This is a genomic window from Paraburkholderia sp. BCC1885, assembly GCF_900996235.1.
Lineage (GTDB): Bacteria > Pseudomonadota > Gammaproteobacteria > Burkholderiales > Burkholderiaceae > Paraburkholderia.
On the sequence record NZ_CAAJGM010000230.1, the window covers coordinates 1 to 14,165 of the forward strand.

Annotated in this window: 16 protein-coding genes; 6 read left to right on the forward strand and 10 right to left on the reverse strand. The window is 58.2% G+C overall.

The window, feature by feature from the left end:
- Positions 1–112: 112 nt before the first annotated feature.
- The 3 genes from FQ755_RS27795 (at position 113) to FQ755_RS27805 (ending at position 1,789) form a co-directional block, all read left to right on the forward strand.
- On the forward strand, positions 113–472 hold the full coding sequence (locus tag FQ755_RS27795) for a GNAT family N-acetyltransferase (protein ID WP_144158355.1): 360 nt from the start codon (positions 113–115) through the stop codon (positions 470–472).
- Positions 473–484: 12 nt separating this feature from the next.
- Positions 485–1,162: an HAD family hydrolase gene (locus tag FQ755_RS27800; RefSeq protein WP_144158358.1), complete on the forward strand. Its 678-nt coding sequence runs from the start codon at positions 485–487 to the stop codon at positions 1,160–1,162.
- A gap of 246 nt (positions 1,163–1,408) precedes the next feature.
- A complete protein-coding gene (locus FQ755_RS27805) occupies positions 1,409–1,789 on the forward strand; it encodes a GNAT family N-acetyltransferase (RefSeq protein WP_186308682.1) in 381 nt (126 codons plus the stop codon).
- Positions 1,790–1,971: 182 nt separating this feature from the next.
- Here the strand turns inward: FQ755_RS27805 and FQ755_RS27810 are convergent, their stop codons facing one another.
- Together FQ755_RS27810 and FQ755_RS27815 are read right to left on the reverse strand one after the other, a co-directional pair.
- Positions 1,972–2,172, reverse strand: a complete 201-nt coding sequence (locus FQ755_RS27810; RefSeq protein ID WP_144158364.1) for a hypothetical protein — start codon at positions 2,170–2,172, stop codon at positions 1,972–1,974.
- A 488-nt stretch (positions 2,173–2,660) separates the two neighbouring features.
- Positions 2,661–2,921 carry a hypothetical protein gene (locus FQ755_RS27815; RefSeq protein ID WP_144158367.1) on the reverse strand — a complete coding sequence of 87 codons (261 nt, stop codon included), beginning with the start codon at positions 2,919–2,921 and terminating at the stop codon, positions 2,661–2,663.
- A gap of 220 nt (positions 2,922–3,141) precedes the next feature.
- On the opposite strand from FQ755_RS27815, the gene FQ755_RS27820 reads away from it, so the two are divergent.
- Positions 3,142–3,969 carry a class I SAM-dependent methyltransferase gene (locus FQ755_RS27820; RefSeq protein WP_144158370.1) on the forward strand — a complete coding sequence of 276 codons (828 nt, stop codon included), beginning with the start codon at positions 3,142–3,144 and terminating at the stop codon, positions 3,967–3,969.
- A gap of 262 nt (positions 3,970–4,231) precedes the next feature.
- On the forward strand, positions 4,232–4,684 hold the full coding sequence (locus FQ755_RS27825) for a hypothetical protein (RefSeq protein ID WP_144158376.1): 453 nt from the start codon (positions 4,232–4,234) through the stop codon (positions 4,682–4,684).
- 94 nt (positions 4,685–4,778) lie between these two features.
- Here the strand turns inward: FQ755_RS27825 and FQ755_RS27830 are convergent, their stop codons facing one another.
- The 4 genes from FQ755_RS27830 to FQ755_RS27845 form a co-directional block, all read right to left on the reverse strand.
- The gene (locus tag FQ755_RS27830; protein ID WP_144158378.1) at positions 4,779–5,561 is read right to left on the reverse strand and encodes an SDR family NAD(P)-dependent oxidoreductase; all 783 of its coding nucleotides are present in this window, start codon (positions 5,559–5,561) and stop codon (positions 4,779–4,781) included.
- A 669-nt stretch (positions 5,562–6,230) separates the two neighbouring features.
- Positions 6,231–7,301 carry a carbon-nitrogen hydrolase family protein gene (locus FQ755_RS27835; protein ID WP_144158380.1) on the reverse strand — a complete coding sequence of 357 codons (1,071 nt, stop codon included), beginning with the start codon at positions 7,299–7,301 and terminating at the stop codon, positions 6,231–6,233.
- Positions 7,302–7,330: 29 nt separating this feature from the next.
- Entirely contained in the window at positions 7,331–9,187 is a 1,857-nt protein-coding gene (locus FQ755_RS27840) for a cation acetate symporter (RefSeq protein ID WP_144158382.1), read from the reverse strand.
- Between the two features lie 118 nt (positions 9,188–9,305).
- Positions 9,306–9,515, reverse strand: coding sequence for a DUF485 domain-containing protein (locus tag FQ755_RS27845; protein ID WP_144158384.1), 210 nt, complete (start codon positions 9,513–9,515; stop codon positions 9,306–9,308).
- A gap of 170 nt (positions 9,516–9,685) precedes the next feature.
- Here FQ755_RS27845 and FQ755_RS27850 point away from each other — a divergent pair, with 170 nt between their 5' ends.
- Positions 9,686–10,582, forward strand: coding sequence for a LysR family transcriptional regulator (locus FQ755_RS27850; protein ID WP_144158386.1), 897 nt, complete (start codon positions 9,686–9,688; stop codon positions 10,580–10,582).
- Between the two features lie 402 nt (positions 10,583–10,984).
- Here the strand turns inward: FQ755_RS27850 and FQ755_RS27855 are convergent, their stop codons facing one another.
- The 4 genes from FQ755_RS27855 to nthA all read right to left on the reverse strand — a co-directional run bounded on the left by FQ755_RS27855 (position 10,985) and on the right by nthA (position 14,163).
- On the reverse strand, positions 10,985–11,992 hold the full coding sequence (locus tag FQ755_RS27855; protein WP_144158388.1) for a GlxA family transcriptional regulator: 1,008 nt from the start codon (positions 11,990–11,992) through the stop codon (positions 10,985–10,987).
- Between the two features lie 71 nt (positions 11,993–12,063).
- Positions 12,064–13,113 carry a HoxN/HupN/NixA family nickel/cobalt transporter gene (locus FQ755_RS27860; RefSeq protein ID WP_144158390.1) on the reverse strand — a complete coding sequence of 350 codons (1,050 nt, stop codon included), beginning with the start codon at positions 13,111–13,113 and terminating at the stop codon, positions 12,064–12,066.
- Positions 13,114–13,144: 31 nt separating this feature from the next.
- The gene (locus FQ755_RS27865; protein WP_144158392.1) at positions 13,145–13,528 is read right to left on the reverse strand and encodes a nitrile hydratase accessory protein; all 384 of its coding nucleotides are present in this window, start codon (positions 13,526–13,528) and stop codon (positions 13,145–13,147) included.
- Between the two features lie 8 nt (positions 13,529–13,536).
- Positions 13,537–14,163, reverse strand: coding sequence for a nitrile hydratase subunit alpha (nthA, locus tag FQ755_RS27870; protein ID WP_144158394.1), 627 nt, complete (start codon positions 14,161–14,163; stop codon positions 13,537–13,539).
- Positions 14,164–14,165 lie beyond the last annotated feature (2 nt).

Consider the following 14,165-nt stretch of genomic DNA (forward strand, 5'->3'; position numbering starts at 1 on the left):
GCAAGACCTTCGACAGCGCTTGCTCTTTGAACTCGACAGAATACGTTTGTTTCGTCTTCAACCTACACCTCTGATTTCTTCAAATTAAAAAAATTCAGAGGCGACAACTACTATGACACCGGGGGAAGGTGAGTGCTATGTCGCAACTTTTGCGGGTGCCTTGGTGGCGACGATTATTTTCAAATCAGTAGAGCAGACCCGCGGGAGTCTATGGCTCGACCGCTCCGATGTTGCCAGCCTTGGCCAATTTGCCGTTGCGCCAGAGTTACGGTCGAAGGGCTTGGGAGCGCGCATGATGGATCTGGTGGAGTCGAGAGGCGTCGAAGCTGGCGCAACTGAACTCGCGTTGGATACGGCGGAGCCGGCCGATCATCTCGTCGCATGGTACCGCCGTCGGGAGTATCGGTTTATAGAATATGCGCAATGGAAGCATACGAATTACCGCAGCGTTATCATGAGCAAAGCAATCTAGCCAGGTCAGCAAATGTTCTCAGCAGCGATCTTCGACATGGACGGCCTGCTGGTCGATTCAGAGCGCGCGATCATGGACACGTGGATCGCGGTGGGATTGGACCTCGGGATTACATTGTCGGCGGGCGATTATCTTCGGATTGTAGGAAAGTCGTCTACGGAATGTGAACTGATCCTGACGGAGTTGCTCGGTGGGGCTGCTACATTTCGGGAGGCGCTGACTCGAGTCCGGCTGCACTTGAGCAAGCCATCCATGCATCCGGTATTCCCGCTGAAATCCGGAGCACGAGTTCTGCTGACTGAGTTATCGCGAGCAGGTATTCCATGCGCTGTCGCTTCGTCATCTTCCGTGGATGAGATCAGATCGCGCCTTGGGGGCGTAGGCGTGCTGCAATTTTTTAAGACGATCGCTGGCGGTGACGAAGTCGAGCGTGGGAAACCCGATCCGGCGGTCTACAAACTTGCAGCCCTTCGGCTTGGCGTGCCGGTGGCTGCCTGTTTAGCCTTTGAAGATAGCGATAACGGCGCGCATGCGGCTGCCAGTGCCGGTATGGCAGTGGTCGTCGTTCCAGACTTAAAACCACCGGCTGCTGAGGTCGCCGAATTGAGCTTTCGGATATTAGGGAAGCTCGACGTAGCCATTGAACACGTTGCTGACTGGTTCACGACGCGCGACCCAAAATTTGCATGAACGTCCGTTGTCGAGAAAGTTTAAGGTCGCCTGAGGGTCGCGTTATGTCTTTCGCATAACGCGCGCACCCGAGGCGATCGTCGGGCACGGTCGTGGGACGCAGTGCGGCCAGTTTCCGGCATTCGACATCGCTATGTAATTCCTCGAGAATCGGCAAGCATCATCAAATTTCTTCTGTTGGCGATTTCAGCCCTAACCAAACTCATGCACCAAGATCAGATACAAATCGCAACCCGAGAAGAGGCGATGAAAGTATGCGAACACTTGCAGGCTTTCAACGCATCAGCTATCGGTGACTATCGCTTCGACCCTGTATGGTTAGTTTGCCGGGGAACAGATGACGATGTGCTCGGGGGCATCGTTGGCGAAGTTATCTTTGGTTGGCTCAATATCAGCGTCCTCTGGGTAGCCGATAAGCACCGTGGGACCGGTCTTGGAGCCGCCTTACTCGCGGCGGCCGAGCGGTTCGCGGTGGAGGGCGGTGCTAGGCACGCTCATCTGGATACCTTCGACTGGCAAGCAGCAGGGTTCTATATGAAGCATGGCTACACTGAGTTTGCACGTCTCAGTGATTTTCCGCCCGGCAGACAGAGGATATTTATGAAAAAGCAATTGCTATCGCACTGACTCTTTGATCCAGCCGATCCCCATCCACGACTGTGCCTCCCCTCTCTGCCAAGCGTCCGTTATCGAGAAAGCCGAGTGTCCCTTGCGGCTCGCAAGCGGTTCTGCGCGATGCAACATCGTCGGCCCGCGTTGCACCTCAATACAGCCAATGGACTTAAATCCAGCGAAAGCGGTTGCGGGCGTCAGTTGCTGGGGCGCGGACGACGCGCCGTCCAATCTAGCCAGCCCCGGCTATCATTGGTGATCCATGCGCGAGCCTCGGCATCGTCAGTAAAGCCGGTGATCTGCTGTTCGTAACCGTCAGGCCACATAGCGCGCACTATGTACTCCGACCGGTCATTAAGCTGCACCGCCTCAAACGTTATGCACTTCGCATCGCTCATGCTGGGCCTCGGCTTTTTGTGATCCGATCATACGGCGCTGGGCGTATGTCTTGTTTGAATCAACACTCCAATCCGGAGGACGGCAGAAGACAGCCGCTCCGACGCGCGTTGAAAGCTTTGGCGGAGAATGAATGAGCGGCAGAATCATGTCGATAACGAGCAGGCCCCCCTTGCACCGAGTTCGCTCAACGGCCATGAAGCGACGGTCGATATCCCTCTCCGAATCGTCGACAATTTTCCCGTCGATGTTCCAATTTGCTCGACTACGCATTACTATCCGTTCCAAACGCCCGAGTAAAGGTCATAGACGGTCAAATGTCGTGGCGCCTCTCGAACCTTTGCCTCCCCCACAGTGTCAAGCAATCGGGTCGGGATAGAAATCCCGACATGCTCTCGCCCAATCGAAAATACTTCGGCTTTATCGTCGAGCAGGGCAAGGCTGCGCTCAACATCGCTCAGGGATGCCCCACGAGTTATAAGTTGAAGGCTCACGACCGCTTCACCCGAACCTCGGCGACGTCTCCGAGCGCTTTTTCCAGCCGACCCTCCAGATCGTCCACAACCGTTTGTCCACGCACGTCATAGTGCGCCACAAACCTTGTCGGCACAGGCACGTGTTGTCGGCCAAAAAGTATCCGCGCCCGTACGAACGCAACGCTTAGGTTTAGTGCATCTTCCGTCTCGACATAGTGATTGGCGATCAGCGTGTGTTCTGTGGCGTCGGTTGCAGAAAACTCTGGCGTAAACATGATATTTTGATCCGAGACATCCCAGACTGTTGAACGGCCGCTTTCGGGAAATCTGAAGGCCCGCTTCGGGCCGCCTTATGCCATTTGCATGAAACGAGTACCCGAAACGATCTTCGAGTTTAGCCGTGGGGCGCAGGTCGGCCACAAACGGCCAGTCGACACAGTCACCTGAATCGCTGACAATCGTCCACAAACCAGCGCTATTGAGGAAGGACCGGCAATGCTTGCCACGTCAAAACGGATAGAACAGTCTGCGGGACGCACGGTTTTCGGTAACGATGCCAACGGCTATGCCGAAGGGCGTCCTGATTACCCCGCCCGCGTCTATGACATTCTGAGGACGACTTGCGGGGCGGGCCCGTCAACTCAGGTGTTCGAGATTGGTCCGGGCACGGGACAAGCAACCGAAAAACTACTCGACCTTGGTTGTACGGTAACGGCAATTGAACCTGACAACCGTCTCGCCGATGTGCTGCGCGCGAAGTGCAAATCAAAGACACCTGGCCACCTCTCTGTGCACATAGCAGCGTTCGAAGACGTGGATTTCCCGGACGCGACGTTTGACCTTGGTATTGCGGCGACTTCGTTTCACTGGCTGGAGCAGGAAAGTGCTCTTGCTATGGTCAAACGACTCCTCAAGCCGGGCGGTCAATGGGCCATGTGGTGGACAATTTTTGGTGATTCCACGCGTGAAGATGGGTTCCAACGTAGAACTCGCTCCCTCTTCGCGAATCTTTGGCGCAGCCCTTCCCGCGATAGTGAGTCGCAAGTCCCGTTTGCTCTTGATGCAGAGACGCGGAAGGCTCAATTACGGGGGGCGGGATTTACATCTGTATCCCATGAAGTTATCCACTGGGCGACGACCCAAACGACGAGCCAGGTACTGGCACTCACAAGTACCTTCTCCCCTGTGGCCCAATTGGCTCAGGAAGAGAGGGAAATCTTGATGGAAAAGCTAGAGCGTATTGCAGACTCGGAATTTGGCGGGGTGGTAGCACGCAATTTTGTCACCGTCGTATATACCGCCTCGTGTCGTTCCGACACTTGACCTAAAGAGCGGGGCGATTCAGCCTCCTGACGTTACTCAGGACTGACGATGCCAAAGTCTCTCGCATATGCTCATCGCATAAGGCAGAGCGCGGCCAGCATGAGACACTCGAATAAGCAGCCTACATAGTCGGCAATCGATCTCCATTTCGCGAACAATGAGGCTTTCCTGTTGATGAGAAGGACACGGCATGCCGGATGGGACACCTAGGCGCAACGCGCGACTCTGGAAGCGGACGCTGTTGGGCAAGTCTGGCGCGGGCGTGAGACCTGCCAATCTTCGCAACGTGACGCGGGAAGACGTACCCTCGCTAGGCGCGCTTCTTTTTGGCGCGTTTCTCGGAACAATCGATGATGCTGGTCAGGCTATATCCCAATACGAATCAAAGGCAACCGCGATTGTCGCCGGTCGGTACGGGGAATGGATTCCGGCTGCATCGTGGGCGATTGAAGAAACTGACGGTCTTCGATCCGCATGCCTCGTTTGCAATTACAAACCGTATGGTTGTCCAGTAATTGCCGTGGTGGCGACCGCGCCTTCGTACAAACGAACGGGTGACGGTGGAAGGTTGGTGGACGCAGCACTGTTGTCGCTCTGGGCGCTCGGTTATCTCGAATGCTGCGCGATGATCCCCGTTGGGAACGATGCATCAGAGCAGCTATTCAAAAGTCGCGGCTTCTCGCCTGAAACTGCAGCCCGAATCGGCACAGCCTGAACTGTGTGTCCGTCTCAGCGCGGCCAGCTACGGACATTCATCCGCACGGTCTAATTTCAACAAGTAGCGACCGGTTTTATGGTCGCTGCATCTCTCACCGAACGTGTGGAATTGAGATTCCTCCATCGACCATAAAGGTCTGCCCAGTAACGAAACGGGCTTCGTCGGTCGAAAGCCAAACGGCAACGTCACCAGCGTCGGCCGGATCTCCGACGCGGCGTAGGGGAGTGAAGGACTCAATCAGATCCACGTGTTCGTCGCCGCCGCGCCTCTCAAACATAGGCGTTCTGATAGCACCGGGGTTGATATTATTAATGCGAATGTTGTGCGGACCATATTCGATCGCCACGGCGCGGATCAGCGCATCAAGGCCGCCCTTGCTGGCAGAATAGGCCGTGGATCCGACAGATGCACCCTTTGCCAGAAAGGAGGATGTATTGACGATCGACCCACCGTTGCCGACGCTTAGCATTGCAGCAATCTCATATTTGATCGACAACCATGCCCCTTTGAGGTTGATGGCAATGACTTCATCAAAGTCGGCCTCTGCCAGTTCCGCAATCGGCGCAAAAGTGCCCTCAACCCCGGCGTTATTGAACGCTGAGTCCAGACGCCCATAGCGTTCGACGGTCACGTCGACCAGCTCGCGCACCTGTTGAGCTATTGCTACGTCCGTGGGAACAGCGCAACCCACACCACCATTCGCAGCAATGAGCCGGACAGTCTCGTCGATGTCCGATTCACGCCGCCCAGCAACAACTACTTTTGCCCCCTCCCTGGAATAAGCCAGGGCAGCGGCACGGCCAATACCGGTTCCGCCACCGGTAACGAGTGCGACCCGTCCTTCAAGACGGCGGGATTGAAACTCCTGTGGCATCTCTTATCTCTCTTGTGGGGAAACGCAAATCGAAAACGGGCAGTAAAAATTCGCCCATGTTTCTTCGAGCATTCTGCCCGAATCGGCGTACAAGAGTACGTCCAGCTTTCGAGGTTGAACGTCTCCTCTCGGGAAAGTCGGAGGGCCGTTGTGGGTCGATCAGAGCCGGTCGTCGAGCTCAGTTCGGCCACGAAGAGACGTTCAACAGTGTCTCTACTGAGACATCTGGACGTCTGGTCCCGGCCATGAGCTGCCCTTGGGGGCGCCTCCTCGCAGGCCGTTCAAACGTCGCATCCACCCTGGCAACGGACATTCGTGCGCCGCTGCGCGTACCGGAACAAGGAGCAAATGACCATCGCAAATGACACCGGCTGCTACGCGAGGCTACTCGGGCAGTAACGTAGCAATGCCAACTGCCACCACTGCCTGGCGAACGCCTGAGGCAGCGATGATCATCGCAGTAGCGATTCTCGTACCGACACGGTCTGCCAGCGCCCCGCGCTGTAGGAACAATGGGTCGTGTGCCGGAATCTGTCGGACGCCTCAGACAACGAAAGCGTTAAAATTCCCGACACAACCCGTTGCTTCTATGTCGACCACTTTTTTGTTGAGACAAGCACGAGCTGCCTCGCGCGTTCGCCGATGGCTTTTTGCTCGAAGCAGGGGGACTTAAAGCGGTACGTTGGACGGCGCGCCATTGCGCGCGTGATCTTCCAGATTGCCACGTGCCGCCTTTGCGTCGTTCGTCGGTAGGGAGCGGGGCGCATCCCGCCATGTCACGGGTTCCTGACGCTCGCGATTCACCGTTAACGAAAACACGTCGTACCGGTTGTAGTAGCCGACCACGTCATGAAACTGCTTGGGCTCGACGCAGCGGTTCAGATCGAATTCGGCGTAAGCGATACCTTCGTCGTCGCTTAACATGTCGCCGACAGGCGACCCCGTCGGATCGACGAACATCGTCGCGGCACGCGGCGAGCCATCGAGCACCGCTGCGGAATCCGGGTCGCGCGCCACGAGATAGTCGCGCATCCCGGCATCCATATAGCCCGCCGAAATGATGCCGAAAGCCTTCGCCTCGAACGAATGCGCGCCGGCACGAAGACGGTTCGCGGCGACATTGTTGAAGTTGCCGCCGCTCGACGGTCGGCGCGTCGGCCATAGCGCTGGCCAGCTCGAAATGTGAATCTGCTCGCCTTGCGCAATCAACGCGTAACGTGCGAGCGGATTCGTATTCTCGCCGCAAATCAGACCACCGATGCGCCCAACCGGGGTATCGACGACTCGCAGACCCGCGCCGTCGCCAGCGGCCCAAACAAGCTTTTCGTAAAATGTCGGCACCAGCTTCCGATGATGATTCACGACCACGCCATGATCGTCGATCAACACGTTCGAGTTCCACAAACAGCCCACACTCGCATGCGAGCGCTCGCTAAAGCCAAGTGACACGAACACGCCGCTGCGCGCCGCTTCGGCGGCAATTTCTGCGATCTCGGGGCCATCCGCGTAGATGCTTTCTTGAGCAAACTTCTCGAACAGATCGTGATTGTCGATAGGCGCCCAAAGCGACCCCCACACCGGAAACGCCGGAATGAACGACTCTGGAAACGCAACCAGCTGCGCGGCATGCTGGCTCGCTTCGCGGATCAGCGAGATCGCTTTTGCGACTGTCGCGCGCTTGTTGAGGAATACCGGCGCCGCATGCGCCGCGGCTACTTTAACAATGGGAAGGCAAGACATTTTCGTTCCGCAAATGAGTCGACAAGATATCAATGATCGAGCGCCGTCACCGCGCCGTAGCCGGTTTCTCTGCGCACGACAAGTTCAGCCCAACGCGAGCGCGCTGTCGTATCGCGCGTGAGCAGGGAGACTAGGAAGACCAGCAGGAAGCCGATAGGGATCGAGATAATCCCGGGATTGCGCAGACCGATCAGCGGCGCTTTCAGCCCGATGATGCTCGCGGCATCCGGCGCAATGTTGCTCGCGGTCGCGAGAGCGGCTGTCCTTTCGGCGACCAGCGCGCTATGTTCAGCGGCGTCGTGAATCGTGGGCAAACGGGAGTCGATCGAGGCGATGTGGTCGAGCGCCGTCTGCCGTACCATAGCCGGGTAGGTCATGTTGGGCGATACGACCACGAGAAAGATAGCGGCCAGCGTCCCGCCGACGATGCCGGCGAGCACGCCTTGCGTCGTGCAACGCTTCCAGTACAAGGTCAGGGCAAGCGCGGGCAGATTGGCCGAAGCCGCGACCGCATAAGCCACCCCCACGAGTTGCGCGACGTTCTGACCGCGCGCCAGAATGCTCACTGAAATCGCGACCGCTCCCACGAATAACGTAGCGATCCGCGCGGCGAACACCTGTTGACGCTCGGTGGCCTGACCGTTGCGCACTGCGCCGACGTACACGTCGTGAGCGAGCGACGATGCCGCGGCTAGCGTCAGACCCGCGACCACCGCGACAATCGTTGCGAACGCAACGGCCGCGATAAACGCCAGCATCAGATCGCCTCCGACACTGTTCGGGCCGCCGGTCAACGCTTGGGCCAGTAACGGCGCGGCCAGATTGCCCCCTTTGTCGAGCGACGAAATCAGAGGCGCCCCCACAAAATACGCAGCAGCAAATCCGATCACGACGATAAACAGATGGCAGCCGCCGATTCCGAGCATCGCCCACATCACCGAGTGGCGCGCAGCGCGCGCATCTTTCACCGTGAAAAAGCGCATCAGGATGTGCGGCATTGCGGCCGTACCGAGCACGAGAGCAAGTCCCAGCGACAGCAGTTCCAGCGGCTTGTTGAGGAAGAGACCCGGTTCAATAAAACGCCAGCCGAGTTCGTCGCCATGCAATGACACCGCAGCCGACATGGTTGCGACATGTGCCTGCACGAGCGGGCTTTGCACGACAGCATTCATGAACGCCGGCACGCGAAAACCGAACGGCAGCCAGGCGAGCACGACCAGAATGAATGACGCGCCGATCAGCAGCACCGCTTTGATTACCTGCACCCAGGTTGTCGCGCGCATGCCGCCGCACGCCACGTAAATAAGCATCAACGCGCCGACGCCGATGACCGAGACGACATAGTCGATACCGACCAGTGCTCGCACGATCACTGCGCCGCCGACGATCTGCGGAATCATGTAGGCAAGCGCGACCACGACGCTCGAGATCGCCGACACCGTTTTGGTCGAGCGGAAACTGTTGCGCATGGCGAGTACGTCGCCAATCGTGTACCGCCCCAGATTCCGGCACGGCTCAGCGATGAACAGCAGAACCGGAATGAACGCCGCGAAAAAGCCGACCAGATAGATGATCCCATCGAAGCCGTACAGCGCAATCAGACCCGACGCGCCCAGAAAAGCCGCGGCAGACAAGTAGTCTCCAGCGATCGCGAGGCCGTTCTTTGCAGGGCTGATCGCGCCGCCTGCCGTGTAGAAATCACCCGCAGTCCGGTTGCGGCGCGAGGCGAACCAAGTAATGAGCAAAGTCGAAAAGATCACGAGACCGAACACGACGAAGGTCAACGCATGATGCGTAATGGCCGTCGTGGCGACCGGCTCGGCGCTGGCCGATGAGGAAACGACCACGGCCGCGCCTGCAAAGCTGGCGGCTTTCTTAGAACGCATGGCTTTCTTCCCGCGACGCGACGAACGTTGTCGTGGGCGCTAGCGTCGTTGCAGCGCGATCGAGTGTCCCGATGCGCCGCAGAAACACGTAGGCAATGACGCCGCCGAATGGGTACTGCTAGATCGCGAACAGCGTCCCCAGATTGATGCCCGGCGCGAGGCGGATCTTGAAGAAGTCGGGTGCCCACGCAATCAACGCGGAAATCGAAAAGTAGTAGACGGCTGCCAGCACACCAAGTGTGACGATCGTATTACGCCGTCTGCGCGCCAGTTGCTGGAAACGCTCGCTGCTGTAGATGGCGTCCCAGTCGATCTCTGCGTCATTCATGGTGATTTCCCTGTGAGGTATGGGGCGCAACCCGGCGCGCTGGAGGCGCTTGAACCGTGCGATAACCTGAGTCTACGGAGGCAGGTATTACCGACAAACTTGAAAACAATCACTGTCCTGTGCAATTTTGCACAGCGACAATGGTCGAACTGGACTCTCCATGACATCCGATGAATCTGAACCGTCTGAGCTGGGACGATCTGCGCGTTTTCCTCGCCGTTGCGCGTGCTGGGAACCTTTCAAAGGCGGGCCGGACGCTCAAGATGGATCACGCGACAGTCGGGAGGCGCGTTTCCGCGCTTGAATTTGCACTGGCGACGCCCGTTTTCGAGCGCGACCGGACGGGTTACCGGCTGAACGCGCAAGGCCGCGACATGCTGACGTTTGTCGAAGCGGTCGAAGCAAACGTGCTTGCGCTCGGCGATACGCTCGACGCGGATCACCCCGGCCTGACCGGGCATGTCAGGATCGCGACGATGGAAGGAATTGCATCGCTGTATCTGAGCGAGCAGTGCGTCGAACTGAAACGGCAGCATCCGTCTATCGCGATCGAACTCGTGACGTCGGCGCACGACGTCCGCATCTCGCATCGCGAAGCTGACATATTTCTGGGCTTCTTCGAACCGCAGGGACCGAACCTTGATATCCGGCGAATCGGACAGTTTCCGCTGCATCTGTACGCGCACGCCGCGTATCTGCGCGAATCCGGCACGCCGAAGTCGGTGAACGATTTGCAGAAGCATCGCTTCGTCGGCTATATCCCTGACCTGATCCAACTCGACGCCGTCCGATGGCTCGACGACGTGATCGTCAATCCATTGATCGGTTTTTTTTCGAGCAGCATGCTCGCGCAGATGTTCGCTGCCGCCTCCGGCGCGGGCATCGTGATGCTGCCGGCTTTCGCGAAGGCGGAACGTTTCGGCCTCGTGCAGATTCTCGAGGGGCAGATCGATGTACGGAGAGACGTGTGGTTAAGTTCACATCAGTATCTGCAACGGGTGCCACGGATGCGCAAAGTTGCCGCGTTTCTCGCTGAAATCATGGCGCGAGATTACCCGGGGCGGTGAGCGGCGCGGTGAACCGCGAACGTACGGAAAGTCCTCGCCTGGTGGACATCCAACGGACGTCTCTGGTCAAGGACCCGCCGGGCGACCAGATCGAGCGGAGGGCCGGAATACTTTAGAAGCGGTCGTTGCGGTCGCGCTGGCCGGAGCGGCAGAAGTGGGTCGGACAGCGACATCCCTGCGGAGCCGAGTGGCCAAGACGGCATCGTCGGTCGGGATGCGGCCAGAAGTCGCCGTTCGCCGACGCTTTGATGTGGACATTCAAGGGCCCCTTCAACTCCGAAAGCGGCCATTGACATGGCCGCCGCTTCCACGGCTGCCGAGATTCGAGTACTGTCTATAGCACTTGCGCAACGATCGGCAGCATTACGGCAATGGACTGGAAGTCGAGTGCGTTGCTAGCCTCTAACGTGCCTCAGAGACAGCATCCCGCGTGCGATCAGGCGAATCGGCGGAACGGAAGCGGCTTCGATAGTCAGCCGGGTTGATTTGCAGTCGCCGCTGGAAGGTGCGGCGCAGCCCATCCGTACCATCGAATCCGCAGCGTCGGGCAACCTCGCGTAGAGGAAGGTCGGTGCTCTCCAGATAGCGCCTTGCGGCGTCGATACGCGCGTTGTTCAGGAACAGTGTCGGACTGAGGCCACATTCCTTCGTGAACAGGCGGGTCATGTTGCGTGCACTCATATGAGCGCGCTCGGCGAGCGATGCAAGCGTATGCTCCACGGCAAGATTGTCGAGCATATATTGCTGGATCTCCACCATCTGAGAATCAGGCGCTGCCTGAGATTCGAGTAGCGGGCTGAATTGCGATTGACCGCCTGCTCGTCGCAGATACACGATCAGATATTTGGCGACATCCAGCGCCATTTTTCGGCCAAAATCTTCCTCGATCATCACCAGGGAAAGATCGATTCCTGCCGTCACTCCTGCCGTCGTGTAAATGCTGCCGTCCTTCACGTAGATGTGATCCGGCTCGATCCGGGCGCGCGGAAACGTGGTGGCCAAACGTGGCACATCCATCCAGTGCGTGGTCACCACGCGGTCGTTGAGCAGCCCCGCAGATCCAAGCGCGAACAGGCCATTGCAAATGGCGGACACGCGCCGGGCATGTTTATATTGTTCCTTGAGCCAGTCACTGAGCGCCGGGTCGTCAAAGGTTTCGAAAATTCCGAGGCCCCCCGGGACCAGCACTGTATCGAAGTGCGGGCACAGGTCGAAGATCGTGCGATCCGGTACGACCGTCAGCCCGCTCGACGACTGCACACTGCCGCGCGTGGTCCCCACAGTGAGCATTTCATATTGGCACTCGCCTTGACTCAATACCTTGACTTCCGCGAACGCATCTTTGGGTCCAGCAACATCCAGCAGCTGGAAGCCTGGGAAGACAATCATGCCGATTTTGATCTGTTTCATCCCGTTCACACGCTCAGGTAGTCATGGTCATGGAGAGTCGGGGGCAGTGTCAGAGCTGGTTTGTGCACGGGTCACGCCGAGGCGGCTTCGCGATCGTACCCCTTCAGTTTATAGAGCAACGCAGACGCCAGCCAGCCGATCACGAACACAGCGACAATGCCATATCCTAGCAAGCCGAAATTGTCGTTGAGACAACCGATGGCCTGCCAGAACGGCCCGGTCAGGCTCAGTTGGTCACCGAGCAGTCCAAGCACCTCGATGCCGCCGATCATCAATGCAACGACCGTGGAAATCAGCGTAATCGTCAGATTGTAGTAAAGCTTGCGCAGGGGCTTGACGAAGGCCCAGCCATAGGCGCCCAGCATCAGGATGCCGTCGGTCGTATCGATGGTTATCATGCCTGCCGCGAACAGGCATGGAAACACCAGGATGGTCCAGATCGAAAAGCCGGCCGAGGCCTGCGCGGCCGACGTGCCGAACAATGCCATTTCGGTGGCGGTTTCGAAGCCGAGTCCAAACAGGATACCCAGCGGCAGCATCAGCCAGCTCGAGCGGACCAGACGAAAGAGCGGCCTGAACAGACGCGCCAGCAGATTGCCCTCGAATTGCGTCAGACGAAGGTCGCCGTCACGGCGCTGGCCGCGACGCATGCGTCCGAACGCGCGGAACAGACCTAGCAGCAGCACGATATTCATGGCGCCGATCATGATCAGGAAGGTCGCTGATACGACGGTGCCGATTGCTTCGCCGGTCTCTTTGAACGCATCAAAGTGATGTGCCAGAGCTTTGGTTGTGAACGCAACCGCCACCGCGCCGAATACCACGGTCAACGAATGGCCAAACGCGAAGAAAAAGCCAACTGCCACGGGACGTTTCCCGTCGTTCATCAGTTTGCGTGTCACGTTGTCGATTGCGGCGATATGGTCCGCGTCCATGGCATGGCGCAAGCCGAAACTGTAGGCGATGAAGGCGGTACCGATCAGCGCGGGTGAAGCGCGCAGTACGATCCATGCCCATGTCCATGCAAGGATGTTGATGAGCGCAAGCGCGACATACATTGCGCCCACCTTCTGACGTGCAGGTGAGCTGAAGCGCGTCATCACGGCGTTAAGCGTTTCCATGTGTTTCTCCTGGGTTGGGACGGACTCAAGTTCAATGGCTGTTCGAGTGCGGAGATTTAGCGGCTGTGCGCGTCGTGGTCGCCCCGCGTCTGGCGACCACGACCTGCGCGAGTTCGTCACGCGACAGGACACCGCTTGAGCCGACCACATCCAGTAGCGCTTCGAGAAAGCGCTCGTAATAGTCCCAGCGAGGCTGACCTTCGCACGGTGCGGATTCCCAGTGCGCAATTGCCGTAATCAGGCTTTGTCGGAAGTCTTCCCACTCGAAATACCCTGCTTTTGAAAGTGACAACGCGAGGCCGAACACATCTCTTTCCCAGCGATTGGAAAAAAACAGCTTGCCGTCCAGCCGAGGGGGAGAATCATCAGCACCGAGCATCGACGCTGCCGCATATTCTTCGAAGCGCGTAAACATGATTAACCTTACGTGGCAGCGGGAGACGCGACCAGCGCGACACCCATCATCGATTCAGGGGTCACGAGCGCAGCCAGTTCCTGCTCGCCCAGGTGCTCGGTGTTCGCGGGACGCTCCGGCACAACGAACCAGCGGATCTGCGCACTGCTATCCCATACCTTGACCTCGGTTTCCGTTGGTACGTCCACACCAAATTCACGTAGCACCGCTCGCGGTTCGCGCACGCCGCGTGCTCGAAATACCGGGTCCTTATACCAGTAGGGTGGCAGGCCAAGCACGGGCCACGGATAACATGAGCACAACGTACAGATGATCAGGTTGTGTACGCCGTCACCGTTTGCAACGGCCGCCATATGTTCACCTTCCGCACCGGCCATGCCGGCTGGCAGGTCCAGTTCGGCGATTGCCTTCGGCGTATCCTCGACGAGGCGCTGCTTGAACGCAGGGTCGACCCACGCACGGGCGACAATCTTTGCCCCGTTGAACGGACCGGCGACGGTTTCGAAATGCTGCAGCACTGCATCGACCGAGTCGCTGCCGATTACACCTTTTTCGATCAGCAATGCTTCGAGTGCGCGTACTTTGGCTGCGCTCGATGCCTCGCGGTCGTCTTCATACTGAAACAGTGGAGTCATGA

Coding starts and splice junctions, on each gene's coding strand:
- FQ755_RS27795 (WP_144158355.1), top strand. CDS start 113: ATGACACCGGGGGAAGGTGAGTGCTATGTCGCAACTTTTGCGGGTGCC.
- FQ755_RS27800 (WP_144158358.1), top strand. CDS start 485: ATGTTCTCAGCAGCGATCTTCGACATGGACGGCCTGCTGGTCGATTCA.
- FQ755_RS27805 (WP_186308682.1), top strand. CDS start 1,409: ATGAAAGTATGCGAACACTTGCAGGCTTTCAACGCATCAGCTATCGGT.
- FQ755_RS27810 (WP_144158364.1), bottom strand. CDS start 2,172: ATGAGCGATGCGAAGTGCATAACGTTTGAGGCGGTGCAGCTTAATGAC.
- FQ755_RS27815 (WP_144158367.1), bottom strand. CDS start 2,921: ATGTTTACGCCAGAGTTTTCTGCAACCGACGCCACAGAACACACGCTG.
- FQ755_RS27820 (WP_144158370.1), top strand. CDS start 3,142: ATGCTTGCCACGTCAAAACGGATAGAACAGTCTGCGGGACGCACGGTT.
- FQ755_RS27830 (WP_144158378.1), bottom strand. CDS start 5,561: ATGCCACAGGAGTTTCAATCCCGCCGTCTTGAAGGACGGGTCGCACTC.
- FQ755_RS27835 (WP_144158380.1), bottom strand. CDS start 7,301: ATGTCTTGCCTTCCCATTGTTAAAGTAGCCGCGGCGCATGCGGCGCCG.
- FQ755_RS27840 (WP_144158382.1), bottom strand. CDS start 9,187: ATGCGTTCTAAGAAAGCCGCCAGCTTTGCAGGCGCGGCCGTGGTCGTT.
- FQ755_RS27845 (WP_144158384.1), bottom strand. CDS start 9,515: ATGAATGACGCAGAGATCGACTGGGACGCCATCTACAGCAGCGAGCGT.
- FQ755_RS27850 (WP_144158386.1), top strand. CDS start 9,686: ATGAATCTGAACCGTCTGAGCTGGGACGATCTGCGCGTTTTCCTCGCC.
- FQ755_RS27855 (WP_144158388.1), bottom strand. CDS start 11,992: ATGAAACAGATCAAAATCGGCATGATTGTCTTCCCAGGCTTCCAGCTG.
- FQ755_RS27860 (WP_144158390.1), bottom strand. CDS start 13,113: ATGGAAACGCTTAACGCCGTGATGACGCGCTTCAGCTCACCTGCACGT.
- FQ755_RS27865 (WP_144158392.1), bottom strand. CDS start 13,528: ATGTTTACGCGCTTCGAAGAATATGCGGCAGCGTCGATGCTCGGTGCT.
- nthA (WP_144158394.1), bottom strand. CDS start 14,163: ATGACTCCACTGTTTCAGTATGAAGACGACCGCGAGGCATCGAGCGCA.